At 62.8% G+C, this 25,597-nt stretch carries 22 protein-coding genes and 1 pseudogene; 10 read left to right on the top strand and 13 right to left on the bottom strand.

Annotation, left to right across the window (positions count from 1 at the left end):
* Positions 1-60 precede the first annotated feature (60 nt).
* The gene (locus tag OK351_RS09435) at positions 61-1,050 is read left to right on the top strand and encodes a DUF1266 domain-containing protein (protein WP_265158266.1); all 990 of its coding nucleotides are present in this window, start codon (positions 61-63) and stop codon (positions 1,048-1,050) included.
* 28 nt (positions 1,051-1,078) lie between these two features.
* On the opposite strand, the gene OK351_RS09430 is transcribed toward OK351_RS09435, so the two are convergent.
* From OK351_RS09430 to OK351_RS09400, 7 genes are all read right to left on the bottom strand, one after another.
* On the bottom strand, positions 1,079-1,549 hold the full coding sequence (locus OK351_RS09430; protein WP_265158264.1) for a hypothetical protein: 471 nt from the start codon (positions 1,547-1,549) through the stop codon (positions 1,079-1,081).
* Between the two features lie 7 nt (positions 1,550-1,556).
* Positions 1,557-3,143, bottom strand: coding sequence for an o-succinylbenzoate--CoA ligase (menE, locus tag OK351_RS09425; protein ID WP_265158262.1), 1,587 nt, complete (start codon positions 3,141-3,143; stop codon positions 1,557-1,559).
* The gene (locus OK351_RS09420) at positions 3,140-3,994 is read right to left on the bottom strand and encodes an SDR family NAD(P)-dependent oxidoreductase (RefSeq protein ID WP_265158260.1); all 855 of its coding nucleotides are present in this window, start codon (positions 3,992-3,994) and stop codon (positions 3,140-3,142) included. Before OK351_RS09420 ends, menE begins: the two co-directional genes overlap by 4 nt.
* Before the next feature lie 100 nt (positions 3,995-4,094).
* Complete coding sequence (locus OK351_RS09415; RefSeq protein ID WP_265158258.1) at positions 4,095-4,658, bottom strand: aromatic-ring-hydroxylating dioxygenase subunit beta; 564 nt, start codon at positions 4,656-4,658, stop codon at positions 4,095-4,097.
* A 25-nt stretch (positions 4,659-4,683) separates the two neighbouring features.
* Positions 4,684-5,898: an NAD(P)/FAD-dependent oxidoreductase gene (locus tag OK351_RS09410; protein WP_265158256.1), complete on the bottom strand. Its 1,215-nt coding sequence runs from the start codon at positions 5,896-5,898 to the stop codon at positions 4,684-4,686.
* Positions 5,899-5,930: 32 nt separating this feature from the next.
* Positions 5,931-6,278: a non-heme iron oxygenase ferredoxin subunit gene (locus tag OK351_RS09405; RefSeq protein ID WP_265158254.1), complete on the bottom strand. Its 348-nt coding sequence runs from the start codon at positions 6,276-6,278 to the stop codon at positions 5,931-5,933.
* A complete protein-coding gene (locus tag OK351_RS09400) occupies positions 6,275-7,633 on the bottom strand; it encodes an aromatic ring-hydroxylating oxygenase subunit alpha (protein ID WP_265158252.1) in 1,359 nt (452 codons plus the stop codon). The genes OK351_RS09405 and OK351_RS09400 overlap by 4 nt, the downstream gene beginning before the upstream one ends.
* A gap of 644 nt (positions 7,634-8,277) precedes the next feature.
* Between OK351_RS09400 and OK351_RS09395 the strand changes: the two genes are divergently transcribed.
* The 7 genes from OK351_RS09395 to dmpG all read left to right on the top strand — a co-directional run bounded on the left by OK351_RS09395 (position 8,278) and on the right by dmpG (position 15,369).
* Positions 8,278-9,639, top strand: a complete 1,362-nt coding sequence (locus OK351_RS09395; RefSeq protein WP_265158250.1) for an MFS transporter — start codon at positions 8,278-8,280, stop codon at positions 9,637-9,639.
* 147 nt (positions 9,640-9,786) lie between these two features.
* The gene (locus tag OK351_RS09390; protein ID WP_265158248.1) at positions 9,787-10,236 is read left to right on the top strand and encodes a PaaI family thioesterase; all 450 of its coding nucleotides are present in this window, start codon (positions 9,787-9,789) and stop codon (positions 10,234-10,236) included.
* Between the two features lie 153 nt (positions 10,237-10,389).
* Positions 10,390-11,247: an alpha/beta fold hydrolase gene (locus tag OK351_RS09385; protein WP_265158246.1), complete on the top strand. Its 858-nt coding sequence runs from the start codon at positions 10,390-10,392 to the stop codon at positions 11,245-11,247.
* 294 nt (positions 11,248-11,541) lie between these two features.
* On the top strand, positions 11,542-12,480 hold the full coding sequence (locus OK351_RS09380; RefSeq protein WP_265158244.1) for a 3-carboxyethylcatechol 2,3-dioxygenase: 939 nt from the start codon (positions 11,542-11,544) through the stop codon (positions 12,478-12,480).
* Entirely contained in the window at positions 12,480-13,322 is an 843-nt protein-coding gene (locus OK351_RS09375; RefSeq protein WP_265158241.1) for a 2-keto-4-pentenoate hydratase, read from the top strand. Before OK351_RS09380 ends, OK351_RS09375 begins: the two co-directional genes overlap by 1 nt.
* A gap of 57 nt (positions 13,323-13,379) precedes the next feature.
* The gene (locus OK351_RS09370; protein ID WP_265158239.1) at positions 13,380-14,309 is read left to right on the top strand and encodes an acetaldehyde dehydrogenase (acetylating); all 930 of its coding nucleotides are present in this window, start codon (positions 13,380-13,382) and stop codon (positions 14,307-14,309) included.
* A 31-nt stretch (positions 14,310-14,340) separates the two neighbouring features.
* Complete coding sequence (gene dmpG, locus OK351_RS09365) at positions 14,341-15,369, top strand: 4-hydroxy-2-oxovalerate aldolase (protein WP_265158237.1); 1,029 nt, start codon at positions 14,341-14,343, stop codon at positions 15,367-15,369.
* Between the two features lie 147 nt (positions 15,370-15,516).
* Here the strand turns inward: dmpG and OK351_RS09360 are convergent, their stop codons facing one another.
* The 5 genes and pseudogenes from OK351_RS09360 to OK351_RS09340 form a co-directional block, all read right to left on the bottom strand.
* A complete protein-coding gene (locus tag OK351_RS09360) occupies positions 15,517-17,091 on the bottom strand; it encodes an arylsulfotransferase family protein (RefSeq protein ID WP_265158235.1) in 1,575 nt (524 codons plus the stop codon).
* A gap of 189 nt (positions 17,092-17,280) precedes the next feature.
* Positions 17,281-19,425: an SH3 domain-containing protein gene (locus OK351_RS09355; RefSeq protein WP_265158233.1), complete on the bottom strand. Its 2,145-nt coding sequence runs from the start codon at positions 19,423-19,425 to the stop codon at positions 17,281-17,283.
* 313 nt (positions 19,426-19,738) lie between these two features.
* Positions 19,739-20,935: pseudogene (locus tag OK351_RS09350) on the bottom strand (cobalamin-independent methionine synthase II family protein).
* A gap of 328 nt (positions 20,936-21,263) precedes the next feature.
* Positions 21,264-22,076: a class I SAM-dependent methyltransferase gene (locus OK351_RS09345; RefSeq protein ID WP_265158231.1), complete on the bottom strand. Its 813-nt coding sequence runs from the start codon at positions 22,074-22,076 to the stop codon at positions 21,264-21,266.
* A 34-nt stretch (positions 22,077-22,110) separates the two neighbouring features.
* Positions 22,111-22,461, bottom strand: coding sequence for a cupin domain-containing protein (locus tag OK351_RS09340; protein ID WP_265158229.1), 351 nt, complete (start codon positions 22,459-22,461; stop codon positions 22,111-22,113).
* Positions 22,462-22,648: 187 nt separating this feature from the next.
* Here OK351_RS09340 and OK351_RS09335 point away from each other — a divergent pair, with 187 nt between their 5' ends.
* Entirely contained in the window at positions 22,649-23,335 is a 687-nt protein-coding gene (locus tag OK351_RS09335) for a Crp/Fnr family transcriptional regulator (RefSeq protein ID WP_265158227.1), read from the top strand.
* Between the two features lie 24 nt (positions 23,336-23,359).
* On the opposite strand, the gene OK351_RS09330 is transcribed toward OK351_RS09335, so the two are convergent.
* Positions 23,360-24,592, bottom strand: a complete 1,233-nt coding sequence (locus OK351_RS09330) for an MFS transporter (protein WP_265158225.1) — start codon at positions 24,590-24,592, stop codon at positions 23,360-23,362.
* A gap of 84 nt (positions 24,593-24,676) precedes the next feature.
* On the opposite strand from OK351_RS09330, the gene OK351_RS09325 reads away from it, so the two are divergent.
* The gene (locus tag OK351_RS09325; RefSeq protein ID WP_265158223.1) at positions 24,677-25,423 is read left to right on the top strand and encodes an IclR family transcriptional regulator; all 747 of its coding nucleotides are present in this window, start codon (positions 24,677-24,679) and stop codon (positions 25,421-25,423) included.
* Positions 25,424-25,597 lie beyond the last annotated feature (174 nt).

Below are 25,597 nucleotides of genomic sequence, written 5' to 3'. Positions count from 1 at the left end.
AAGGCTAGACGCAGATAGACGGATTCCATAGCGCCTGGCCGCTGCACGTAAACTGAGCGGATGGAAACGGACACACTTCTTGGAGTTGCCGCGGGACTGGCGGTCGGCATCCTGTTGGTCGTTCTCGGATGGCTGTTCACCAGACTGGCCGGTGCCCGCCGCGGTCGGCGGGCGATCAAGGCCGAGGCCCCGAAGTGGGAAGAACACCACCGGCCGGTCTACGCTCACAACCCGGAGCAATTCGGCCACCATCCCCTGGGGTTGGCGCTGGCAGTCTCCGCCGGGTTCACCCTGTGCCGCAATGAGCCGCTGGACGAGTTCGGCTACCGGGATGCGACCGGCGAACAAGAACTGCTGGCCCGGCACTGGTCCATCCACAACCGCAGTGACGTGCTGGAACAGATCTGGTGGCTCTTGACCCAAGGTCACCGCACCGAATGGGAAACACTGCGCGCCATGGTGGTTTCCGGGGACCCGCAGTTACAGGCCTTGCGCCGCGGGCTATCGCGGCAATACCAAACCAGTGCCGATGCCCGGGAGCAGCTTCTGCGCATCCGCCGGATGCAACGCAATGAACGCGACGTGCAGCGAGTCAATCTCAGCGCCTGGGACCTGAGCCGGGCGGTGATGCTGGCCCGTTCCGGCATGGCTGCCGGTTATCTGGAGCGGGAGCTGGCCGAGGATATCACGTTGCAGGCAGCCGGGTATGTGCAGCAGGAATACGGATCCTGGCAGCAGTTTTCCACGGCCATGCTCACGGCACGCTGGTTCTGGAACAGCAAGCGCGGGGTCGAGGACCAGGTCGACACCGCCCACGACCAACATAACCAAGCTGTGCTACTCTCCGCTGACGGCCCCTACCAACTGGTGGATTTCACCTCACGCGGGAGATCAAGCCGGAACCTTCTGCTGGCCAGCGACCCGCCACATTGGGCGATGCTCGCCGCGCACGTACCCGGTGATCTGGGACGCGGATGGCACCGCGAACTGCTGATGAACGCGCGTGCGGGAACCGGCAATCACCCGGATGCGAGCACCCACAAGGGCTAGGGTCCGGTACCGGCGGCCCGGGCGCCGGTCACCGGGTGGGCACCTCGTCGATGCGACGCGATTCCTCCAACACCCAATCCGGTTCGGCGGTCATCAGGCTCACCGCCCGATCCCACAGGTCGACATCCACCACGTAGCGGTAGCCACCGGCTTCGGCACGGGCGATCGCCTGGACATCCCCTTCATCCGGAGCGATCACCAACCTGCGGCACTGCGGGTCGCGGCGCATCAGTTCCTCAGAGACCAACTGGATCGTCCCCGGGGCGGCCGACCCGGAAACTTCAAGCAACTGGTCGTGACCGGAGACCGGGTAGGCATCCTTGATCTCACTGTGCGCGCATAGGACGGTGTCGCACCGGCCACGGGGTTCATCGGACTCGAAGACCTCGAACGCCAGGGAGTATCCCGGGCGCGCGGCGACCTCGGCCAGATGCCAGGTTCCCGGCAAAGGTCCGGGCCATTTGAGCAGGTCCACCTCATCATCATGGTCATGGGACATCAGTTTCTCACCTCGTACTTACTAGGGATCGGATCGCTACCTTGTCCAGCTTCCCGGCGCCGTTTCGCGGCACATCCTCGGTCACCACGATTTCCTTGGGCAGCTTGTAGCGGGCCAGATGGGACTCCGCGTAGGCGCGGATCTCCTCCACGGAAGGATTCATCCCGGGCTTGCAGCTGATCACCGCCACCACGCGTTCGCCCCATTTCTCATCGGGCACACCCACCACGGCGATATCGGTCAACCCGGGAAACCCGGTCAGTGCCCGTTCGACCTCGGCCGGGTAGATGTTCTCGCCGCCGGAAATGATCATGTCCTTCAAACGGTCCACGATGTACAGGTATCCGTCCGCATCCTTGTAGCCGATATCCCCTGAACGGAACCAGCCCTCGTGGAATGCGGCCCGTGTGGCTTCCTGGTCTTCCCAGTACCCGCTGGTCACGTTCGGGCCCTTGACCCACATTTCACCGGTCTGGCCATCCTCGGCAACTTCCTCCAGGCTGACCGGATCAACGATCCTGACCTCGGTGTAGGGCATCGGCATACCGCAGGAGCCGGGCTTGGCGTGGGTCAGTTCGCGCGGCAGATAGGTGGCGAACGGCGCGGTTTCGGTCAGCCCCCAGGCTTGCTGCACATCCACGCCCTTGTGCTGGTACTGGGACAGCAGGATCGGCGGTACCGGTGCCCCGGCACAGATCAATGCGCGCAGCGAGGAGATCTCGTACTGCTCGAACTCATCGGTCTGCTGCATGGCACCGAGCATCGCCGGGACCAGGAACGCCTGGTTGACTTGGTACTGCTCGATATCCCGCAGGACCTGCCGGGGATCGAAGTTACGCCGGATCACGGTGCGACCGCCGCGCACCAGACTGCGGATGGTTAGCGCGTTCAACCCGCCGATGTGGAACAGCGGGGCGACGGCCAGGTTGGTGTCCCCGCGGCGGGTGTCCACCAGCGAATCCACATTGACCGAGTTCCACCACACATTGCCATGGGTCAGCTGCACACCCTTGGGGCTTCCGGTGGTTCCCGAGGTGAACATCAGCATGGCCAGATCAGCCTCATGCCGTTCAAGCGCTTCACCCAGTTCGGTATCCTGTGCCGCGGCACGCAGGGGGCCCAGCAACTGGTAGTGCTCCGGCAGCCCGCCGTTCAACGGGACCTGCGGGTCATCGTCGATCATCACCATGGTGGTGGCGGTGGCCAACTGGTCGAGGTCCGCCATGGCGTCGATGACATCCTGGTGAGTCGGTTCCACCAGCAGCACCTTGGGGGCCGAACGGGTCAGCAGCCCGGCCACCTCACCGGGAGCCAGCCGGAAGTTCAACGGCACGTACACCGCACCAATCCACCAACTGGCCAGCATTCCTTCAAGGAAGGTGAAGCTGTTCAAGCCCAGGTAGGCGACCCGGTCGTTCTCCTTCACCCCCTGGGCAAGCAGCAGCCGGGCCATCGAGCGCACCGAATCGGCCAGCTGGGCATAGCTGTAGGTTTTCTCCCCGTAGATGATGGCTTCCTGGTCGGGAAAGAAGAACGCCTGGCGGGCCACTCCGGTGGCGGCATTGATATTGGTCTTTTGCTGGGTATCGTTCACAGCGCATCTCCTCCTGCTGCCTTGTCCCCGAAGCCGCGGATCGCTATACCGCCATCAGCCTGGATGATCTGTCCGGTGATATTGCCGGAATTGCGTCGTGAGGCGAAAAGGACGTACGAACCGGTGAAATCCGTCGGGTCAACCGACGCGTCGTGTAGGGGGATCAACGGGTTGTTCCCGGTGATCGTGGAGCGCGCGAAGGAGTCGGCAATCGAGCGCCCGGACAACCCGATGGACTCGGGTCCACGCAAATCGGTGTTCATCCCGCCGACCGCGACCCCGTTGACCCGCACCTTGGGGGCCAATTCATAGGCCAGCTGGTTGACCAGTCCGCGGGCGGCGAACTTGCTGGCCGTGTACACCGGCCCGCCGCCTGCGGTATGGAACGAGGCGTTGGACAGTGTCATCACCACATTGCCGCGGCTCTTGACCAGTTCGGGCCAGGCCGCCTGCACGGTCAACAGGTAACCCTTGACATTGATCGAGAACAACTCATCGAAGCTGTCGGATAACTCCTGGGCGCTCAACCGTGTGATCGAACGGTTGAAGTCCCAGATCCCGGCATTGGGCACCAGGGTATCGAGTTTGCCGAAGTGCTCGACGGTCCGGCCCACCGCATGCTGCAGGGCTTCGCTGTCGCGCACATCGGCGGCAATGCCGAGCATGTTCTGCGCAGCCGGCGATCCGGCGATGACTTCATCGAGTTTGTCCTGGTCCCGGCCCAGAATGACGACCTTGGCGCCTTCGGCCAGGTAGCGCAGCGCCACGGCCTTGCCGATGCCGGATCCACCGCCGGTGACCAGTGCGACATCGCCTTCCAGCCAGCCGGCGGTTTGCGGGAGTGTGCTCATCAGTTCTCTCCACGTGTGGTGATAAAAGGGTGTGTTGAGCCACCGGCCCATCATCCTGGAACGACCCCGGGGTGATGGACCGGTGTGACTCGCCTGCGGGCTAGAAGAAGGTGCTGAGGTTCTTGGCCTGCAGGACGTTGATGTCGAACAGGATCTCGCGGCGTGCGATCCCGAAGCCGCCATCCTCGCGCAGCCGCACGATATCGGTGCGTCCACCGGAGTACAGGTCCGTTTCGGTCTGCAGGCGGTTGCGGTACACCAGGAAGGCCGAACGGACCCGCAGCTCGGTCGGGCCCTGCCAGCGGGCGGTGATGTTCGAGATCAGGTGGCGGGTGCGGCTGGGCGGATCCTCGGCCCAGGCCATGCCCGAGTCGTAACGGCGGATGCGCCAGGCCAGCGATTCCTTGGTCTCGTCGAAGTAGGCGGCTTCACCTTCGCGACCGATCGACAGGGCCGCCTGACGGCGCAACCGGTTGGTGCGCAGCGGCGCGAAGTAGAACAGGTCCTCTTCGAAGATCTCCAGCCAGTCGGCAAATCTTCCGTCGTCCAGCAGTTCGGCCTCGGTGAAGTAGAACTGCTGCACCTTGTAGGCCATGTCCGAATCGACGAGCTGGCCGTGCAGTTCGAACTGCTCATCGGCCGGTGTGGTGGCTTGCTCAGTCATGGTTTTCCTTTTCACTCTCTCCCGGCTAGCGGGCAAGTTTCTTCAGGTCGACGTCCGGATCCGCCAGTTGCTCACCGGTGACCGGTTTTTTCCTGTCGATGATGCGGCGGGCCGCGCGAACCAGCATGCCGCCGTCGATGGCGGCGCACCCGGCCAACAGGCCCTGCTCATCGATCCGGAAGGCGGCGACCGGAATGCCGTCGCGTTCGCGGATGACCTGGGAGCCGGCACCGAGCATCGAACCGACACCTTCCACATGTACCCCGTGGCGGTCGGACCAGAACCAGGACGCCCCGTGCTCGGGCAGGTCTTGCCCCAGCAGTGCGGCCGCAGCGGTCACCCCGGTGTTCATGGCGTGTTCCCAGTGCTCGGCGCGCCGTAGCAGGGTCCCGTCCGGAAGCCGGGTACGGGCGGTGTCACCGATGGCGTAGATATCCGGGTGGCTGGTGCGCTGGCTGGGATCAACCAGGATCCCGTTATCCGTCTCCAGCCCCGCGGTGGAGGCCAGCCCGGTATCGGCCACGATGCCGATCCCCACCAACACCACGTCGGCAAGCACCGAAGTCCCATCGGCCAGTTCCACGGTGTGCACGCCGTCGTTGTCCACCGAAATACCGGTCGGTACCCCGGTGATCACCGTGATGCCCTTCTGCGCATGCATACGGTGCAGGCGATGGGCCAGCACCTCGCCCACGGCCGGGATCAATGGCGGATCGACCGGGTCGATCAGCGTGACCTCCGCACCGAAGGACAGGGCGGAGGAAGCCACTTCGGCACCGATCAGCCCGGCACCCACAATGGCCAGCCGGGTCCCCTCACGAAGTACCGAACGCAGGTGGTCCGCGTCCTTGCGGGTGCGCAACTCCAGCACGGTGGGCAGCTGCCCACCGGGGATCGGCAAACGCCTGGCGGTGCCGCCGGTGGCCAGCACTATCTTGTCCGCTGTGTGAACGCTGCCGTCGGCCAGGGTCACCGCAGGGGCTGCGGTATCCAGGCCCACCACCGTGGAGGTGATGATCTCGATATCGTTCTGTTCGAACCATTCGGCCTCGATCAAACGGATCTGCGCGGCATCCCGGGTCCCAAGCAGGTAGTCCTTGCTCAACGGGGGCCTGTCGTAGGGAACCCCTTCGGGATCCACGATGCTGATGCGCCCGGTGAATCCCCGCGAACGCAGTTCCTTGGCGCAGGTGAACCCGGCCATGCCGCCTCCGGCAATGATCACTGATTCCAGTGCCATGATTGTCCTCTAATCCTTGTATGCGGCGGTGTTTAGGCGTCGACCACGGCCGGGACGTTCGGGTAGAGCAGCAGATCGTCCCCGGAGACCTCAATCTTGTGGGTGCGGGCATCCACGGTGGCCGGCATGCACAGGGCTGTGCCCTTCTTCAGACAGAACTTGGCCGAGTGGATAGGGCATTCGACCTCGGTGCCCTCGATCCAGCCATCGGCGAGCGAAGCGGTTTCATGGGTGCAGTTATCGTTCAGCGCGTAGAAGTTGCCGTCCTCGGCATGGAAGACCGCGATGTCCTCCCCGGTGCCGGTTTCGGCCGCGGGGATGACCTTGGCTTCGCCCTCGTCGATTTCGTCGATGCTTCCGATGTTGATTGCTTCGCTCATGGCTGTTCATTCCTTTCGTGCCAGGCCGGGGTGCTCATCAGGGACTTCCAGTGCTTGTAGAACGCGCGGCCTGCCGCATCCGAGTACAGCTCGCTGGTTTTGCCCGGGTAGGTCCCGTCTTCCTTCTCCGAGCCGATGCCCATCTGGAAGTTCAGCGGAACGTTGTTGGTGACAAAACCGTGGGAGATCGCCTGGATCTCACTCCAGTTTTCACCATCGTCGGCCTCGAAGATACCCGACGGGCCAAAAGTCCGCAGATTGTACAACCGCTGGGCGTCCTTGACTTCCTGGGGCATTGATTTATCCACCAGGACCCAGGCCCAGACTTCCATCTTGTCCGGCCCCTTGGGATGCCAGACACGGATCGAGCCGTTGACCGGCAGGTAGGAGAAGTTCGGGAACACGGTGGCATGGCCGGTGGTCATCGGGCCCTCCACCGCGGCATCGCCCAGGCGTTCACGCAGGAAGTCGTAGTCGTAGTACTCGTGGACCGGGCGCGCATCGAAACGCGACTTCGGGTGGGTGGGGAACCCTGCCCCGTGGCCGTTCTCGGAGCCGAACTGGCGTCCCGGGGTGGCAGCGATCTCCGCCTTGGGTCCCCGGCCGGTGGGCGAGAGCACCATCAGGGCCGAGGCGTGGGACATGTTCACGTGGTACCAGTCGGTGGCGAACTGCTCGGCGGCCAGTTTCCAGTTGCCTTCCAGGGTCCATTTCATGACCCCACCCATGACCTCGGTGCCTTCCGGGTCACGGTCCAGCATGGCATCCAGGTAGTAGCGCATGTCGCCGAGGTTCTCCTCCAGCGATTCGGCATCCTTGTCCCAGTTGCCGAAGATCAGGCCCTTGTAGACCTGTACGTTCGGAACCTCGATCAGGCTCCAGTTCTTCTTGTCGAAGTCCTCGGGGTAGGCCTGTTCGTTGGGCACCGACTGCAGGGCGCCGGCCAGGTCGAAGGACCAGCCGTGATAGGTACAGGTGAACATCTTGGTGGCCCCGGCGTCGGCGCGGCACAGGCGCACGCCGCGGTGGCGGCAGGAGTTCAGGTAGGCGCGGATGCTCTTGGTCTTGTCCATGGTGACAATGACCGGGTCCTCGCCCATGAAGGTGGTGAAGAAATCCCCGGGCTTCTTGAACTGGGTTTCGTGGGCCAGGAAGAGCCAGCTGCGGGCAAAGATGCGGCGCTGTTCCTGGGCGTAGATCGCGTCGGCAGTGTAGATCGACCGGTCGATCAACCCACCGTCGGTATCCACCAACGTTGACACATCGATGTTCTGGGTCAGCGCTGCGGGGCGCTCCATCCGTCCGATCGAGGCATTGGCCCCGGGCTGCGAGGAACAACTATCAGCGGTGCTCATCTGCCTACCGTCCTTGCTTTGGTCTGTTGTGGTGTCGCCACGGCATCGGCGACCTTGCTCGAACACCATTCATCCATGGATGTGACCCACTACGCTAGCGGACGTTCCAAACCACAACACACCAGGGATTGTCAAGTACAAGAATTCCCTGTTCAGGACCCCTGCCGGTAAACCGGCCTGTCGAGTGCAACTGCGGCCATACGGGGCGGGCCCATGACTCCATTGGTGCCGCGGTCGCAACCGGGCCCCGCCCAGGGATTTCACGCAAATCCGACGCCGGGAACGTCGTGCCCAAAAACGGATGGTTCAGCGCCAGTGCGGAAAACCCTGCACTACGGAACACCCCAGGTGCTGGACTCCAGCGAAGCCCGGGAGCGGACGAACCAGGCCGGCCGTTGCATTTCCCCCGCGTCTGGCGCCGGTTGCCGGGGCCATGCTCTGAGGGTACGCCTCTCCGGTCCTGTCCCCGGTATCGAACCGGATGATGAACGGCCAGGCGATCCGGTCGGACGGCGCCACCGATGTTCCGTGGTGCGGAACACATTTTGTTTTTTTGGGGGTTAGGTGTCTCACACTGATTCAAGCACGCTGGCGGCAGGCACCGCCGATCGTCATTACCCGATTCAAACTCTTTGGAGCTCGCAATGGATCAGACATCCGCACAGGCACCGCAGCCTAAATCCAGTAAGGAAACCCGCCGGGCACTGGTTTCTAGTTTCCTGGGTTCAACCGTTGAATACTACGACTTCCTGCTCTACGGTGCAGCTGCCGGCCTGGTATTCCCCTACTTGTTCTTCTCGGAAGACATGGACCCGACCCTGGGGATGGCCTTGTCCTTCGTGATCCTGTTGGCCGGCTACATCTCCCGGCCGATCGGCGGTATCCTCTTCGGGCATTTCGGCGACAAGTTCGGGCGTAAGAACATGTTGTTCATTACCCTGATGATGATGGGTGTCGTCTCCATTGCCATTGGCCTGATGCCGACCTACTCGACCATCGGTGTGGCTGCACCGATCATCCTGGTCCTGCTGCGTGTGGTCCAGGGACTGGCCGTCGGCGGCGAATGGGCCGGTGCCACGCTGATGGCTGCCGAGCACGTCAGCGAGGACAAGCGCGGTTTCGCCGCCTCGATCGCCGTCACCGGCGGTCCCACCGGTTCGGTGCTCGCGACCCTGATCCTCGGCTTGTTCGCCGGGCTTCCGGAAGAGGCCTTCCTCTCCTGGGGTTGGCGCATTCCGTTCCTGCTTTCCGCTGCACTGGTGATCATCGGCCTCTACCTGCGCTACCGTGTCACCGAGTCCCCCGATTTCGTCGAAGCCCAGGCCAAGGGCGAGGTGCACACCGGCGTGCCGATCATGCGCGTCCTGCGCAAGTACAAGATGTCCAGCATCTACGGCATCCTGGCCGGTGCCGGTCCACTGTTCATGCAGGCCCTGTTGGCGGTGTTCATGGTTCCCTACGTGGTGTCCACCGGTGCTGTTGACCGCCAAACCGCGCTGATGATGTTGACCGCCTCGTCCTTCGTCCATATCTTCGCCATCCCGTTCTTCGCCTCCCTGTCGGACAAGTTCGGCCGCCGTCCGGTCATGCTCGCCGGCGCCGCGATCTCGATCACATTGGTCTTCCCGATGTTCGCCCTGTTCAATTCCGGCAGCTTCTGGCTGATCGCGCTGGCCTTCATGGTCGGTAACCCGATCATCCAGGCATCGATGTACGGTCCGATCGGCGCCTTCCTGGCCGAGAAGTTCGAAACCCAGGACCGCTACACCGGTGTCTCGCTGACCTTCCAGCTCGGCTCGGTGCTGGGCGCCGGTACCGCACCGTTGATGGCCACCTGGCTGGTAGCCCTGGACAACGGCTGGGGAACCACGAATATCGCGATCTTCTTCATCTTCATGATCGTGCTCGCTGCCATTTCGGTCATCCTGTCCAAGGAAACCCGTGGACGTAAGGAACGCACCGAATTCCGTGCCAAGGAAATCATCGACGACCACGTCAGCAACTAAGCTGCTGACGATCTGTCACCTACCGGTGGCCTGTGCGGCCTTTCAACGCCGCATGGGCCACCATTGGCTATAGGCAGGCCTTGTCCCATGCACTGCGTGTTCCAAGGCCAATACAATCCCCCCCTTTCATAACCCAGAGGAGCAATAGTGGCCATCCCCGCAAAACCGCAGGAACTGCAGGCCTATATCGGCAAGTTCCTGGACCGCCTTGGTTTCGACGACATCGTCACCACCTTGGGTTTGGTAGCCCACGATGCCGATGGCGAATCGATCAGCCTGCGCATGGATCTTCGCGAACCCATTGCCCAGGCCAACGGCATGTTCTCGGCCGCGGCCCTCTTCGGCGCTGCCGACATCACCGGCACCTTCCTGGCAATGGCCGCCTACGCCGAATCCGGGCAGTTCCCCCTTGCCGTGCAGTCCAACCAGAACTTCATGTCCAACTCGAAGACCGAGTACGCCGTGGCCACCGCCCGCATCCTGCGCGGAGGCGGGTCCGTGGCCGTCGCCGAGGTCTCGGTGGCCGATGCCGAAGGCAAGGCGCTGATGCATTCAACATTCACCTACGTCATCAAGGAACGCACCTTGGGCAAGTAAACACGACCGCGCAAGTCGTGGCTGTTCCACCCTGCGGAACGGCCACGGGCGGTCCCGGCCAACACTTCCTAGTGTGGTCACCAGATCCCCTCGACGTAGGCCATCTGGCCGCTCATCCCGACCCCGAGCACAACTGACATAAGGAGCGTGGCAATGACCAGCGTATCCACTCCCGCATACACCACCGACAAGTTCTTCGGCCTGGAAGACAAGTGGTTGGAAACATCCGAAGGCGAGCTGACCCATTATCATGAGCTGGGTGAAGGCACCCCGATCCTGTTCCTGCATGGCTCGGGAACCGGTGTGACGGCCGCGGCCAACTGGTGGCTGAACCTGCCGGAGCTGAGCCGGCACGGCCGCTGCATCGCCATCGACTCGGTCGGCTACGGACAGACCGTGGCTGCCGAGGGAATCCAATACGGCATCAAGGAATGGGTCCGCCATGCTGTACGCACCCTGGATGCCCTGGGCATCGAGAAGACCTGGATCGTAGGCAACTCCCTGGGTGGCTGGCTGGCCTTCCAATTCGCCATCGATTTCCCCGAACGCCTGCTGGGCATCGTCTCCATGGGGACCGGCGGTGCGAAGCTGACCGGTGCACTCAAGGGCCATTCCAACCCGGTCCTGACCGAAGAGGGCATCCGCAATACCCTGGAGATGTTCGTGGTGGACAAGTCGCTGGTCACCGACGAACTGGTCTCCCTGCGTTACCAGTCGGCGTTGAATGACACCGCCAGCGACCGCCTGGCCGATGTGGTCGCCGCACGCGACCGCGACCGTATCGAACTGCCCCTGGACTTCGAGGTGCTCGCCAAGCTGGAGATCCCGGTCCTGCTGATTCATGGCGTGCAGGATGTGGTCATTCCGGTGTCCCGCACCTGGGATCTGTTGAACACCATTCCGACGGCCGACGCGCACATCTTCAACCAGTGCGGCCATTGGTCGCAGGTGGAAAAGGCCGCTGAGTTCAACGAGGTCATTGGCGCCTACCTGAACCGCCACATGGCCTAGGCAACGGTTATACCCCCCCACGGCCCCGGCCTACCCAATGCGTAGACCGGGGCCGTGGTTCGTCCTGGCTGCGGCCAGTCACGGCATGCAGAGGGTCTACCCAACCGTGGCCGGGGCAGTGAATGGCCCTGCATCAGTCCCCTGTCAGGATGTCCCCGTCATCGGCAAGGCCCCGGGGTGAGCGCTTCGTACCGTCAGATGGAACACGAGCTGGATCACTTCCCACCCAATGCAGTGCAATGGATACCAAGCCACGACTCATGAATTCACCTTCCGTCTTCGAAGGAGCACCCCATGCCCCAGGCACTACTTTGCATGTCCCACAGCCCGCTGCTGGAACACACCAACCCACCAGCAGAGGTCAAAGCCGCCGTCGACTCGGCTTTCGACCAGGCCCGTGCCTTCGTGAAGGACTTCGACCCGGATCTGGTCATCAACTTCGGACCGGATCACTACAACGGTTTCTTCTACGACCTGATGCCTGCCTTCTGCATCGGTTACGAGGCCTTGGGCACCGGAGACTACGATTCCTGGGACGGCCCGATCAACGTCCCCACCGCCATCTCCGAGCAGCTGGCCCAGTACGTCATTGATCAGGACATCGACACCGCCATCTCCCGCAAGATGGAGGTGGACCACGGTGCGGTGCAGCCGATGGAGATCATCTACGGCAACCTGAAGGACAAGCCGATGATCCCGATCTTCATCAACTCCGTGGCCCGCCCCTTCACCAAGGTCTCCCGGGTACGCAAGTTCGGCCAGGCCGTCGGAGAATTCTTCAAGAACAGTGACAAGAAGGTGCTGTTCATCGGCTCCGGCGGACTATCCCATGATCCGCCGGTGCCGCAGATCGCCACCGCCACCGAGGAACAACGCAAGTTCCTCACCGAAGGCCGCCACCCCACCGCCGAGGCCCGCGCCGCACGCCAGCAGCGCACCATCGACACCGCGCTGGCCTTTGCCAAGGGCGAGGCGGAGATCATGGATCTGAACCCGGAATGGGACAAGAAGTTCATCGAGGTGTGCAAATCCGGCAGGGTCGAGGATTTTGATGCCTACACCGCCGATGACATGGATGCCCAGGCCGGGCATTCCTCGCACGAGGTGCGCACCTGGGTCGCCGCCTATTCGGCGCTCAAGGCCTGCGGCGACTACGAGGTCAGCTACGAGTTCTACAAGCCCATCAAGGAATACATCGCCGGATTCGGCGTCACGACAGCGGTGATCAAGTAATGACACAGGCAGCACAAGCGGGCGCAGCGGACTGGGCCAGCAACCACTCGGACCAGGCTCCACGCGGGGAACTGCTCAAGCGGCTGGCCGACGAACTGATCAAGGCCGGCACCGAACTCACCGTCGTTCCTCCGTTGCGCGACCGGGTGCTGGACATGGGTCTGGATGACGCGTACCGCGTCCAGGAGTTGCAGCTGCAGCACCATCTGGCCAACGGCCGGGTGCTGGCCGGCCGCAAAGTCGGACTGACTTCACTGGCCATGCAGCAGCAGCTGGGTGTTGATTCACCGGACTTCGGCTACTTCTTCACCGACATGGTGCACCACGAGGATGCCGCCATCCCCGCGGACTCGTTCATCTCCCCGAAGGTCGAACCGGAATTCGGTTTCGTGCTCAAGGAAACGCTCACCGGTCCGGGAGTCACCCGCGAGCAGGCCGCGGCAGCCATCGGCGAGGTATACGCCGCCATCGAGATCATCGACTCGCGCATCGAGGACTGGGACATCAAGTTGCTGGACACCGTGGCGGACAACGCCTCCTGCGGTGCCATCGCCGTGGGTACCACCCCACTGGAGGTGCGCATCGAGGACCTAGCGAAGGTGTCCTGTTCCCTACTGATCGATGGCCACCGGGTGGCCACCGGCCAGGGCAGCGCCGTCATGGGCGACCCGGTCGCCCCGTTGGCCTGGTTGGCCAACGTCCTGGGTGAACAGGGTGTCAGCCTGGAGGCAGGGCAGCTCATCCTGCCCGGCTCTTTCACCTCGGCCATGCCCGTGGTCGCGGATTCAACCGCCACCGCCGATTTCGGTGAACTGGGCCAGCTGACCATCAATTTCACCTAGACGCCGGTCTCCCCGGCTCCCCACCTACCTGTATCTCTCTTTAAGGATTTCGCTCCCATGGCAAAGAAAACCGCCGCCATCGTAGGCTCTGGCAATATCGGCACCGACCTGATGTTCAAGATCATGCGCCGTTCCAGGAACGTCGAGGTCAAGTACATGATCGGCATCGACCCGAACTCGGACGGTTTGGCGCGCGCCAAGAAACTGGGTGTGACGGTTTCGGCCGAGGGAGTGGACTGGCTCCTGGCCCAGGATGACAAGCCGGACTTCGTCTTCGAGTGCACCAGTGCCAAGGCCCACGCCGCCAACGCCCCCCGCTACAAGGATGCCGGCATCCACGCCATCGACCTGACCCCGGCCGCCGTGGGCCCGTACCTGGCACCGGTGGTTAACCTGGATGAGTTGACCGACACCATGAACGTCAACATGATCACCTGCGCCGGGCAAGCGACCACCCCGATCGTTGCCGCCGTGTCCTCCGTGGTCCCGGTGGACTACGCCGAGATTGTCGCCTCGATCGCCTCGAAGTCCGCCGGTCCGGGTACCCGCGCCAATGTGGACGAGTTCACCGAGACCACCGCCAAGGCCCTGGAAGTCGTTGGCGGGGCCAAGCGCGGCAAGGCGATCATTATCATCAACCCGGTGGAACCGCCGATGATCATGCGCAACACCATCTACTGCGCCATCCCTGCCGAAGCCGCCGAGCCCGGCCCTACCCAGGAGAAGATCCGCGCCGCCATCAACGAGGCCTGCGCAAAAATCCGCGACTACGTGCCCGGCTACGAGCTGCGCGTCGAGCCACAGTTCGACGCCGCCCGGGATGACTGGGGCGGCAATGGCCGGGTCGGCATCTGGGTCCAGGTCAAGGGAGCGGCCGACTACCTGCCCGAATACGCCGGCAACCTGGATATCATCACCGCCGCAGCGACCCGCACCGCCGATCTGCTCTCCGAGAAGATCGACGCCAAGCTCACCGCGGGCGCCTAAAGACCTCGCCCGGATAAGGACTCTGAAGACAATGAATGCACCACTGGATACAACCTTCGATATCCGCCTGACCGACACCACCCTGCGCGATGGTTCACATGCAATGAGCCACAAGTTCACCGAGCGGCACGTGCGCGACGTGGTCCGTGCCCTGGATGACTCCCGCGTGGAGGTCATCGAGGTCACCCACGGTGACGGGCTGGGCGGTTCTTCCTTCAACTACGGTTTCTCCCTGACCCCCGAACTGGACCTGATCCGCGCGGCGGTAGACGAGGCCAAGCAGGCCAAGATCGCCGTGCTGATGCTCCCGGGGCTGGGAACCATCCACGATTTGGACCAGGCCCATGACGCCGGCGCATCGGTGGCCCGCATCGCCACCCATTGCACCGAGGCGGATATCTCGATCCAGCATTTCCAGCACGCCCGCAAGCTGGGTATGGAAACCGTGGGATTCCTGATGCTCAGCCACCGCACCAGCCCCCAGGACCTGGCCAAACAGGCCCGCATCATGGCCGATGCCGGCTGCCAGTGCGTGTATGTGGTCGACTCGGCCGGCGCCTTGATCCTGGAGGATGTCTCTGACCGGGTCTCGGCGCTGGTGTCCGAACTGGGTGACGACGCCCAGGTGGGCTTCCACGGCCACCAGAACATGAGCTTCGGTGTGGCCAATTCGGTGTACGCCGTGCGGGCCGGCGCCAAGCAGATCGACGGTACCCTGCTGGCTCTGGGGGCCGGGGCGGGCAATTCCCCCACCGAGGTGCTCGCTGCCGCATTCGACCGGCTGGATGTCAAGACCGGCGTGGATGTGCAGGGGCTGATGGGTGCCGCCGAGGATATCGTCAAGCCGTTCATCACCCGTATGCCGATCATGGACCGGGCCTCGATCATGCAGGGCTACGCCGGGGTGTACTCCTCGTTCCTGATCCATGCAGAACGTGCCGCCGAACGCTACGGTGTTCCAGCCTACAAGATCCTCGAAGAGGTCGGCAAGGCAGGTTACGTGGGAGGCCAGGAGGACATGATCGTGGACGTCGCCGTGCAGTTGGCTACCGCCACGTAGGGTTCACCTTTTTCGAAGGGCTTGTTCAGTTCCACCCCGGGGTGGAACTGAACAAGCCCTTTCGGATTATCCACGCTGACAGTACCCGTTGGTTCGCTTTGCGGCCTGTCGCCAGGCCGGGCCCGTGAACCAGCGACCGCCGCAGGGCTAATCGGGGATGCCGGTAGCTAGCACCCGGCCTTCCGCGTCCAGTGCCTGAATGCCAACATACTGCGCATTGCCGGGCACCGTGAAGGCTGTTTCAAAGGTCTCCGCCTCGACCCTGGCCTGCGGGATGGCAGTTGCCTCATCGGCCCCAGCGATCAGACGCCATTGCGCGACGTGGGTGGCACCGTTCCAGGATACGTAGGCGACCTGCTCGTCTTCCGTCTGGTTGACGACTACCCGAGGTGGGCCGCTGGGCTGGCCTTGCCAGTGCGCCTTGTATGCCCTGTAGCTGGTGCCTCTGCCGTGGACATTATCCGGGTAGCAGGACTCGCCGTGGCAGACGTCGTAGATCACTTCTCCGCCCGGTTCATGTTCCGAGTAATGGGATTGGGAGCCCCAGCCGATCAGCATGTTTCCATTGGCCAACTCCTGCGCATTGGCCATGCTGCCCGAGGAGCGTTCCCGAAGTGGATGGTACTCGGTGACCACCGAAGCCGTCATGGCCTGCTCGTCGAGCGCCAGCCGCAGCGCCCTCGAAGCCCCCTGGTCATCGGTTCCTCTGGCGTGGTTGTCCAACAGCGTCAAGGTCCCATCCGGCGCCCGTTGGGCATCATGCTGCCAAGCGAAAACAGCATCCTCGTCGAGGTCGAAGTCACTGGCGGATCCACCCAGGGTCCAGATCACCTCCCCGGTCACGCGATCCAGCCGATACACCGCGGAGGTATGCCGCGCCGAGACGAGAATCGTCCCTTCGTGGTCTTCGGTCATCGAATTGATGTGGAAGTAGTCAAAGGGCTTGCCTTCGGTTCCCAGCTCCTCTTCGTCATCCGTCTGCGCGTTCCGTTCAACGTCAAAATCCAACAGCGTCTGCGTCAACGGTATGTGCTCCGTTGCGCTCCATTCGAAGATCACCTCACCGGTGGCAATGTCGATTTCCTGAATCACCGCGTCCTTGATCATTCCCTCCTCGGGCCCACCCAGGGCCGAGAGATCGGCAGGGACAGGCGCGTACGAGGCGATCAACATGGTGTCATCGGCGGTGATGGTCGAGTCATGGAAATCGGCTTTGTCCGGTCCCAAGGAACCGGCGGTGGTGACGCTGGCAACCGGTTCATAGGATTGGTCAAGGATGAGAATCTCACCGTTGCCCCGTCCTCCGGATCTGGTGCCCCGATAGACTGTCAACACGTCTTCGCCCCGGTATTGCTGGACTCGAAGGTCGAAATAGTTATCGGTGGGGTCCGCTGGATCGGACGGTACCATCCAGACCAGCTCTCCGCGGGAGTCAAAGATCATCGCCCCGGATGAGGGGGTGTCGGTCTCGAAAATCGGAGTCAGGAAGAGAAGATCGGTCGATTCTTCGTAGTCCGGTCTCCAAGCCGGTCCCGGGGTAATGTCCATCGGGGGCGGAGCGAAATCCGGATGGCTGACGAAGCTGTGGTGTGGAACAGCCTGCTTGGCCGGCTCCCCCTGCCCAGGACCGCAACCGGAGAGCGCCACGGTAAGTAGCGCCGCAAAAATTCCGACGAAATACTGCTTCTGGCGGTATCGCTTCCGTGTGGTTCGCTCACCCATATCCAAGGGTTTCATGGCTGTGCCGACGAAACAAGGCAAGCTCCGGGGTGCCGGAGGGAGAATCCTCCCTCCCGGTCGCTGAGTTGCCCCGCCGAAGTCGGCATCCCGGGACAAGTCCCGGGAGCGGCAGGGAACAAGATCACCACAAGCGTTACCGAGCGCCCAAGCATGAAGCACAGCGGTCAGAGACTATTTAAGCACACCTAGGTCCAGGGCGCGGTTGGTTGCCGCAGAACCATAGACCTCCACGTGGATATGGTCCATGTGCCTGGTGGTGTCGGTCCAGTTGCCGGTGAATTGTGCCCCGTATTTTCCAGAGGTCGAGTACTCGGTCCACCCGGTGTGGGGTAACCAGATCTTGTCCTGCCAGATCAGATAGTAGATCCCCAACTGGGTCCGGTTGGCCAGGAGGAATTGGGCCAGACGGTCTCCCTTGGCAACGCCGGCCGCCGACTTGTAGTTCTTGATCATCAGGTCAACCGCCTTGCCACTGCTGTGGCCGGTGGAGCCGCTGCGGATGGTGTGCATATTCGTGATGGTGTCGTCGAAGCGGCCACTGACCGCATTGATCACCTTTTGCGCATCCGGTTGCAGCGAGGCGGGTTCCCGGGTACCCAGGTAGCTTTCACTGATCCAGCCACCACCGCGTGAGGTGGTTACGTTGGCCCACCCGTTGGCGGACTTGAGGTAGCTGACCTTCTCACCAACTGGCACGACGCCCTTGGAAACGTATGAGGTGCCCGCCCCTGCGCGCAGGTTCACGTTGGCGGTGGTCCACCGGTGGGTGGTGTCATTGGGCCTCGTCGATTCGGGTTGGGTGGCCTGCGGCCGGGAGGTACCCAGATAGCTGGTGGACACCCACCCGGTGCCCTTGCTGGTTTTGACCCGGGTGAATCCATTGGAGGTTCCCAGCGCGATCACCTTTTCTGCTTTCGGGACAACACCCAGTGATTTCGTCGCGACGGAGTTGCCCGCGCGCAGGTTCACGTTGCTGGTGCTCCAACGAGACACCGAGGACAGCGGCGTGTAGGCGCTGGTGACCAACGCCGAGGTGGGCACCCAACCGGTTCCCCGGGAAGTCTTGGCCTTCGACCAGGAACCACTCACCGAGTAGAGACTGAGCTTCTCCCCCGCCGGAATCGACCCCATGGATTTGCCGGTCGAAGCCGCCGTGGCCCGCACCGTGGTCTTATCCAGAACCCAGCGCGAACCGATGACCTTGTCCACCACCGGCGCGGTGGTGGACAAATAGCTGCTCGCAATCCACCCCGTGCCCCGGGAGGTCTTGACACGGGTCCATCCGCCAGCCGCGCCGAGCGCAGTGACCTTCTGCCCCTTGGGCACGGTGCCCTGCGACGCACCGGAGGAGGCATTGGTCACCCGTTGGTTTACGTCACTGGTTGTCCAGTGGGTTTTCGAAGTAGTCGTGTAGGCGCTGGTGACCAACGCCGAGGTGGGCACCCAACCGGTTCCCCGGGAAGTCTTGGCCTTCGACCAGGAACCACTCACCGAGTAGAGACTGAGCTTCTCCCCCGCCGGAATCGACCCCATGGATTTGCCGGTCGAAGCCGCCGTGGCCCGCACCGTGGTCTTATCCAGAACCCAGCGCGAACCGATGACCTTGTCCACCACCGGCGCCTTGGTTCCCAGTTTGGAGGACTGGATCCACCCGTAGCTGCCGGAGGCCAGGACGTAGCTCCAACTGCCTGACGTGCGCAACCATTCGACCTTCGTGCCCGAGGCCAACGTCTTGGCCGGGATGCCCTTGGTGGAGGCGGTCTTGTAGATAGCCTGCTTGGACTGGGAATAGCGGTAGACCGCTGCCGGTTGCCCGGTGGCCAACTGGCTGGTGGGCACGAAACCGGTCTTGCCGCCGGCCTTCACCTTGGTCCAGGAACCGGTCGCCCCCAACCTCTCGATCTTGGTCTTGCGTTGCAGCCCGGCCAGTGATTTCGAACTGCTCGAAGCATTCTGGCGCAGCACCTGGTAGGAGGAAAGATACCGGTAGGTTTTGGCCTTCTGGCCGGCGGGGCCCAGATACCTGGTCGAAACCCAGCCGGTTTTCTTCGCGTAGGTCACCTGGGACCATCCGTTGCCGGTGCGGTTGACCTTCAACTTCGTGTGTTTCGGAATCACCAGCAGCGACTTCGAGCTGGCCGAAGCCGACTGGCGCAGGTTGAGGTTGGCGGTGGTCTGCCAAGTGGTCGTGGCCGCGGCGGGGAGGATGACTGCCTGGGGACGGGCGGGAACCTCGACGGCTGTGGCCGGGAGCGCGGTGCCCAATCCCAGCGAAAGGGTCGCGGCCAGGCTGAGCACACGGGCAGTACGGGACATGGGGCTGCTTTCTCTCAAGGTCGGGCCACACTACTGGCCTGTGACCATGCAAGGCGGTCAGCCCTTGCCGGTCCCATCCGCCCGCCAATCGCGGGGAGCCACCACCTGATGCATGGCCCGCCAAGGAAGAATACTAGTCCATTTCCGGGGCCACGAAAACCCGCTCTGACAGGCGGTGAATGCCCGATCCGGCGCTCGCGCGGGCGCGGATCCGCATCGAGCATCCAGTGTTAGGTAAGATACGGCGCAAACGCACGAAACGGGGCCCACGGCGTCAGGATGCAGCGGGCCCCGTTTCGTACCGGATTCAGGATCAGATGTGCGAAGCCGAACGCTCAAACAGGCGGTTCGTGGCCAGCTTGGCGCCGTCTCCCAACGCCTGGAGCTTCGCCGCCGCGATTTGCGGGTGGATGCGACCGCCCAGAGCGCAGTCAGTGGAGGCGATGACGCTTTCACGACCTACGGGCTTGGCGAAGCGCTCAATCCGCTGGGCAACCAGCTCCGGGTGTTCCACCACGTTGGTCGCGTACGACACCACCCCGGGCACCAGCACCTTTCCCTCTGGCAGAACGGTGTCCTGCCAGATGTTCCACTCGTGTTCGTGGCGCACATTGCCGGCCTCGAAGGAGTACGATCCGGCGTTGATGCCCAGCACCAGGTCCACGATGTGACGGAATTCGATATCGGTGGTGTGCGGCCCATGCCAGGAACCCCAGCAGACATGGAAGCGCACCTGCTCTTCCGGCAGCCCGCGCAACGCATAGTTCAGCGCCTCGATGTGGATTGATCTGGTCCCAGTTCTCGGCGATCGACGGGTCATCGATCTGCACGATCAGCCCGGCGTCGACGATCGCCTGGTATTCCTCGCGCAGTACGTCGGCCCAGGCGTAGATGAATTCCTCTTCGCTCTGGTAGTGCTCGTTGCCTATCCGGCTGGCCGAGCCCGGGGACGGGGCGGTAATGAACCCCGTGGCGAGGCCGGCTACCGAAAGCCCGCTTTTCAGGTTCGCGATGTCGGTGGCCAGCGCCTTCTGTCCGGTGTAGGAGATCGGGCCGGTGGCGGTGGGGAAACCGGTGGCGTTGGTGCCAACATGGATACCGCTGGTCGGGTCCTGGTAGGCCGGGAGAACTTGACCCAGTCCCGCCGGTCAGCGAAGGAGGTCAGCCTGATGTTCCCCGGGGTGCTGCGCACCAAGGCGGAGGTAATTGGGTTGAATTCGGCCAGTTCCAATCCGGCAGTGCGTTGGAAACTGTAGGTCCACCAAGCCCCATAATCCACCGGTTTGGACATGGCCTTGCCGTATTCGCCGTCGCCTGGAATGGTGATTCCCAGCTTCTTTTGTCGTGCCACCAGGTCGGTCACCGCTTCACGCAGCAGTTACTCGAACTGCGCTGTGCGCTGGAGCGTCAACCCGTCCCCGGCGAATGTACGTGCCGCATTGGCGGCAATCAGCTCATCGGTACGCGGCGATGAGCCGGCATGGGAGGTCTGGATACGATCGGTCGTCATGGTTCCATTTCCTTTTCCATCGGTCCTGCCATTAGCACCTTTCGGAAGGTGTCTCCCAAGGAAGCTGCAGCGTCAGCGAGGCAGGTCTCTTAGCTGCTCTGGATGATTGTGGCTTAGGGCTCCACGTCCACTGGTGACACGGGTGCGTTCCCTTGGCTGTCCGAAGTCGGGCACCACAGGCAAGGGACTGGCTTCCAGCATGGATGCCCCGTGGCTTCGCTCCCAAAAAGGGCAGGAAAGATTGCGGAAAAATGCTTCACATGACAAGGAGTCCGTCGCGGAATACGGCCGCGTGACGTCATCCTGGCCGGGTTGGTCCGGGACTACATCAGTGACGGGCTGCCGGCTTGTAGGCCACCAGTGCGATACCGGTCAATGACTTGCGGTGCGTGGTGAATACCTTGCGCATGGCCAGCACGCGTTTGCGCGCCTGCGCATCGCGTAACAGGTTGCGCACGATTCGTGCGGTACCCAGCAATCCCTCATCCGCGATATTGCGACGCGGCTTGAGCAGGGCCATGTCGGCGGTGCCAGTCCATTCGACCACCAACCCGTGGGTTTCGAGCAGTTCGCACCATGAGGCCGCGGTCAGCGGACGGGCGTTGACCTTGATGGTGCGGGCCAGCGCCTGACGGATCTCCGTGTCGATCTGCTCATCCAGGTCATCGGGCTGCAATCCCAGCTCATGGATGGCGTAACGTCCGCCAGGTCGCAGCAGGCGGACCACCTCGGCGATAATTGCCTGCTTGGTTTTCGTTCCCTGCATGGTGAGCATCGCCTCACCGATAACCACATCGGCACACGCCTCGGGTAGTCCTGTTTCGGACGCGTTGGCGGTGCGGCAGTATCCGTGGCCACTCACGACCTTGTCCACGATGGCGGCGGCGTCCTTGTCCTCGTCCACACCGACATACGAAGACGGTCGCGCGGCAATGATCATCGCAGCGGTCCGACCCAGTCCTGGGGCCAGTTCCACCACGTCCTGCCCTTTCAGCCGCGCGTGCAGTAGCAATTCGCGGGTCAAGTCCAGCCCTCCGGGACGCAATACCCGTTTACCCAACCGCGCCAACAACCAGTGCCCGGGTACGTCCTCGGTTTTGCGTCCGGCCAGCGGAAGCTGCTCATTCTCCCGATCGATCATGGCATGCTTGTCCTTTCGCGGGGTCATGTGGATCTCAATTGCTCAGGAAGGTGACCGTAATCCGGGCCGGATGTTTCGCATAGACCGCGTGGGTGAGGTTGGCTTCCAGGTGGATCAACCCGCCAGCCTCCAGATAGTGGATTTCACTTCCAATGGTGAAGTCCACTGCCCCGTCGATGACCTGCACCAGGATCGGAGTGCGTGCTTTATGGTCCGGCAACTCCACCCCCGCGTCAAAGGCGATTTCCGTGATCTGCGCCTGCGGACCGGCGTAGATCCGCTTGGCGGCGTACTTGCCCGGTTTGAGCGGGTTGCGCTCGATGTAGTCCTGCACGGATCGTGCAATGAGGGTCGAATCCGATGCAACCGAACCTTTGGTGACCATGTCTCTCCCGTTTCATGATGGTTATGTGGTGACAGTGATTATTCCGCGGATCAGGACGCTTGTCCGTTGCCACGGCAACACCCCTTCAAACGACCGAGCCCGTGACGGAAGATGCCGATGTTAGGCTTAACTAACTTTGACACGTTGCCGTGTTTGCTGACCGGGGGTTGCGGGGAAAGGATCTGTCATGAGTCTGGTTCCCTTGTGGGACAGCGATATTGGGTCGTCGACGGATAACCTGCCGGAGATCTTCTCGGGATTCAGCCCGTCGGAAATCACCCGGGTCATGCGGTGTCTGGGTGTTCGCCGGCGCGCTTTTTCTCCCGGCGAGATCCTTGCCCGGGAAGGGGACATCAGCCATGCGGTTGTCCTGCTACTACAGGGAACCGCTCTGGTTCGCCGTGGTGATGCCGAAGGCAATCGTCACCTGATCGAGGTCATCACGGCTTCCGATGTCTTCGGCGAGGAAATCCTGTGGGATCCGGCACGACGATGCCAGCACACTGCCACGGCCACCGAACAAGGCGTTGCCCTGATGATCGATATGCAGAAAATCCTTGATCCGCAGGGGCCGCTGTGTGAATTGCGTTCGAGGGTCGTGGAGAACCTCTTGCGGATCATGGGAGCAAAGAACCGCAAGCTCCAGGAGCATCTACAGGTTCTGGCGCACAAGTCCTTGCGTGCCCGGTTACTGGAGTTCTTCACCCAGCACGCTGCAGCCAACCAGTCCACCATTTTCACCCTTCGTCTCAATCGCAATGAGCTGGCCGAACACCTGAACGCCGATCGCGCCGCGCTTTCCAGGGAGTTATCGCGCATGAAGGCAGAAGGACTCATCGACTACCACCGGAACAGCTTCCAACTTCTCCGCTAGGCTCCAGGGACAGAGCGCTATCCACTAGTCGGCGGGAACAGAATGCGCCGGTTCCCGTTGCGCTCCCGCCGGACGAACACCATGTCGCGAATTCAGGGCGATCAGAACCCAACAGCACACTGCCAAGGCAAATACGGCGAACAACAGGTGCGTCATTGGCACCCACAATGCCACAAACGCCAGCACCGTGGGGGCCAGGTATCCGGCGTAGGCCAGAGTGTAGAATTTCCCGGTCGCCGCTCCCAGCCGTTCCGGGGAACTCAACCGTTGGGTTTCGAGCAACCCTGCCACCAGCATCAGCCCGTAACCGGCTCCCAGTAGGCAACACGCCAGCAACCCCAGCCAGGGCCACTGCCACCGGCCGGAACCCAGGGCCACCAACAGACCCAGCACACTCATGGCCAATGCGACCAGGGTGGCATGTGCCGACTGCGCATCGTCCAGTCGGCGTCCCCACGGTTGGATTGCCACGCCACTTCCCAGCGTGAGTGCCACCGCCACGGTGGAGTAGACCAAGGCCATGTCTCCCAGATCGGTGAAGAGCCCGGGAACCACCGCGAAGCCCACTGTCCCCGCACCGAAGACCCACGGCGCCCCCGGAACCACTACGCGCCGGAAACGTTGCCCGGCGCCGGGATACGCGTAGGGTTCCGGCTTCCCGGCAGGTTTTCCTATGGCCAACGGTATCTGCAGGCCCTCGGGAACCCTGGCCACGAACACGAACAATGGCAGGCACAAGACTATGTGTACGGCATAGGGTAGGACCTCGGGCCACGGGGCGAAATTCGCGATCAGCCCGCTGGCCACCGGACCCAGCCAGAAACCTGCGGTGGTGAACAGCGAGGCGCGGCGCGCCCCGGCCCCGGCGGAGGCCCCGTGGGACAACTCCTTGACCCAACTGGTGCTGGCCGCCATCGCCGCCCCGGTGGCAACCCCTGCAAGCAGGCGGCCCACGTAGATCACCACCGGAGAGGCCACTCCAAAAATCATCGCGGCGCTGGCCAGCACCGCTACCAGTAGTGCTGCAATACTTGTCCCCTTGCGCCCGAACCGGTCCGAAATCCTGCCACCGAACAGCAGCGCCGGGACCAGACCCGCGACGTAGATTCCCAGCATGGAGGTAACGGCGACCTGCGAAAAGCCATGGGTCTGCTGGTAGAACGCAAGCATGGACGCGAACTGGTTGGCGCCCCATCCCACCAGCATCAGGCCCAACGCGACAGGGAGCCATGCACGGGTACTCTCAGCCAGGGTCATATCCTCTCCTCGGGGCAGCACCTAGCGCGCTACACCCGGTGGCCATTCTTCGTCACCTTGTCGTCATTGACCAGCCTCCGTGCCATGGTACGCAACACCGGGACCGTATATGCCATGATCAGTAGCGTGAAGGAAGAACAGAGTGCCGCCAAAAGCTCCCGCACCGCCGGCTCACAGACCCTGGCCCGTGGACTGGCGATCTTGCGCCATGTCACCGAATCCGCAGACGGACTATCCAGTTCGGAAGTCGCGGCACTGGCCGGAGTACACCGCACTGTGGCCTACCGGGTCCTGAACACGCTCTGTGAGTCGCAGCTGTTGCACCGCGGCGTCGACGGCCGTTACCGCGGTGCCGCAGGTTTGTTGTCGCTGGCAGCAGCCGGCCATCAGCACCTTCGCAACAGCGCCATGCCTCACCTGCGGCAGGCTGCCGGGGAGTTGGGGGCCACGGTTGCGCTACTGGTGCGCGAGGGCAACTCCGCAGTGGCCCTGGCCGTTGTCTCCCCGGCCACCGGAAACTACCATGTTTCATTTGCCGAAGGTGCCCACCATCCGGTGACTGCAGGTGCCGCGGGAATCGCACTTCGTGCCGCCGAACCGCCTTCGGACACCGATACCGAACAGGTAATGCAGGCCCGGGCTCGGGGTTTTGCCCAGACCTTCGGGGAGGTGGAGCCAAACATGTTCGGCTTGGCCGTGCCGTTGCCCGCCCACGGCCTGGCCCCGGCATCCTGTCTCACCGTGATTACCGTGCGCAAGGAAACAGCTCAGGCAGCGCTGGAACCATTGCGCCGCACCGCACTGGCACTGCTCGACGAGTTGTCACGGTAACCCGGCAGGTCGGCACCGCGCTCGGCCCTGGTACTGCCCACGCACCGTATTGCCCTTATCTAGTCAAATCGTTCCACTGTGCGAAACGGGCAGTTGACCTGGATCACATGCGGTGATGTCATTGAACCCAAAGCAGTGCAAATATCGGTCATTGATGAGCGATATATACACAGA

The sequence above is a fragment of the Glutamicibacter sp. MNS18 genome (genome assembly GCF_026107515.2).
Lineage (GTDB): Bacteria > Actinomycetota > Actinomycetes > Actinomycetales > Micrococcaceae > Glutamicibacter.
This window is presented reverse-complemented; position numbering and strand designations above follow the sequence as displayed.

Bases quoted from the DNA above. Each gene is read 5' to 3' on its own strand.
- OK351_RS09435 (WP_265158266.1), top strand. From the start codon at position 61: ATGGAAACGGACACACTTCTTGGAGTTGCCGCGGGACTGGCGGTCGGC.
- OK351_RS09430 (WP_265158264.1), bottom strand. From the start codon at position 1,549: ATGTCCCATGACCATGATGATGAGGTGGACCTGCTCAAATGGCCCGGA.
- OK351_RS09420 (WP_265158260.1), bottom strand. From the start codon at position 3,994: ATGAGCACACTCCCGCAAACCGCCGGCTGGCTGGAAGGCGATGTCGCA.
- OK351_RS09415 (WP_265158258.1), bottom strand. From the start codon at position 4,658: ATGACTGAGCAAGCCACCACACCGGCCGATGAGCAGTTCGAACTGCAC.
- OK351_RS09410 (WP_265158256.1), bottom strand. From the start codon at position 5,898: ATGGCACTGGAATCAGTGATCATTGCCGGAGGCGGCATGGCCGGGTTC.
- OK351_RS09405 (WP_265158254.1), bottom strand. From the start codon at position 6,278: ATGAGCGAAGCAATCAACATCGGAAGCATCGACGAAATCGACGAGGGC.
- OK351_RS09400 (WP_265158252.1), bottom strand. From the start codon at position 7,633: ATGAGCACCGCTGATAGTTGTTCCTCGCAGCCCGGGGCCAATGCCTCG.
- OK351_RS09395 (WP_265158250.1), top strand. From the start codon at position 8,278: ATGGATCAGACATCCGCACAGGCACCGCAGCCTAAATCCAGTAAGGAA.
- OK351_RS09385 (WP_265158246.1), top strand. From the start codon at position 10,390: ATGACCAGCGTATCCACTCCCGCATACACCACCGACAAGTTCTTCGGC.
- OK351_RS09380 (WP_265158244.1), top strand. From the start codon at position 11,542: ATGCCCCAGGCACTACTTTGCATGTCCCACAGCCCGCTGCTGGAACAC.
- OK351_RS09375 (WP_265158241.1), top strand. From the start codon at position 12,480: ATGACACAGGCAGCACAAGCGGGCGCAGCGGACTGGGCCAGCAACCAC.
- OK351_RS09370 (WP_265158239.1), top strand. From the start codon at position 13,380: ATGGCAAAGAAAACCGCCGCCATCGTAGGCTCTGGCAATATCGGCACC.
- dmpG (WP_265158237.1), top strand. From the start codon at position 14,341: ATGAATGCACCACTGGATACAACCTTCGATATCCGCCTGACCGACACC.
- OK351_RS09360 (WP_265158235.1), bottom strand. From the start codon at position 17,091: ATGGGTGAGCGAACCACACGGAAGCGATACCGCCAGAAGCAGTATTTC.
- OK351_RS09355 (WP_265158233.1), bottom strand. From the start codon at position 19,425: ATGTCCCGTACTGCCCGTGTGCTCAGCCTGGCCGCGACCCTTTCGCTG.
- OK351_RS09345 (WP_265158231.1), bottom strand. From the start codon at position 22,076: ATGATCGATCGGGAGAATGAGCAGCTTCCGCTGGCCGGACGCAAAACC.
- OK351_RS09340 (WP_265158229.1), bottom strand. From the start codon at position 22,461: ATGGTCACCAAAGGTTCGGTTGCATCGGATTCGACCCTCATTGCACGA.
- OK351_RS09335 (WP_265158227.1), top strand. From the start codon at position 22,649: ATGAGTCTGGTTCCCTTGTGGGACAGCGATATTGGGTCGTCGACGGAT.
- OK351_RS09330 (WP_265158225.1), bottom strand. From the start codon at position 24,592: ATGACCCTGGCTGAGAGTACCCGTGCATGGCTCCCTGTCGCGTTGGGC.
- OK351_RS09325 (WP_265158223.1), top strand. From the start codon at position 24,677: ATGGTACGCAACACCGGGACCGTATATGCCATGATCAGTAGCGTGAAG.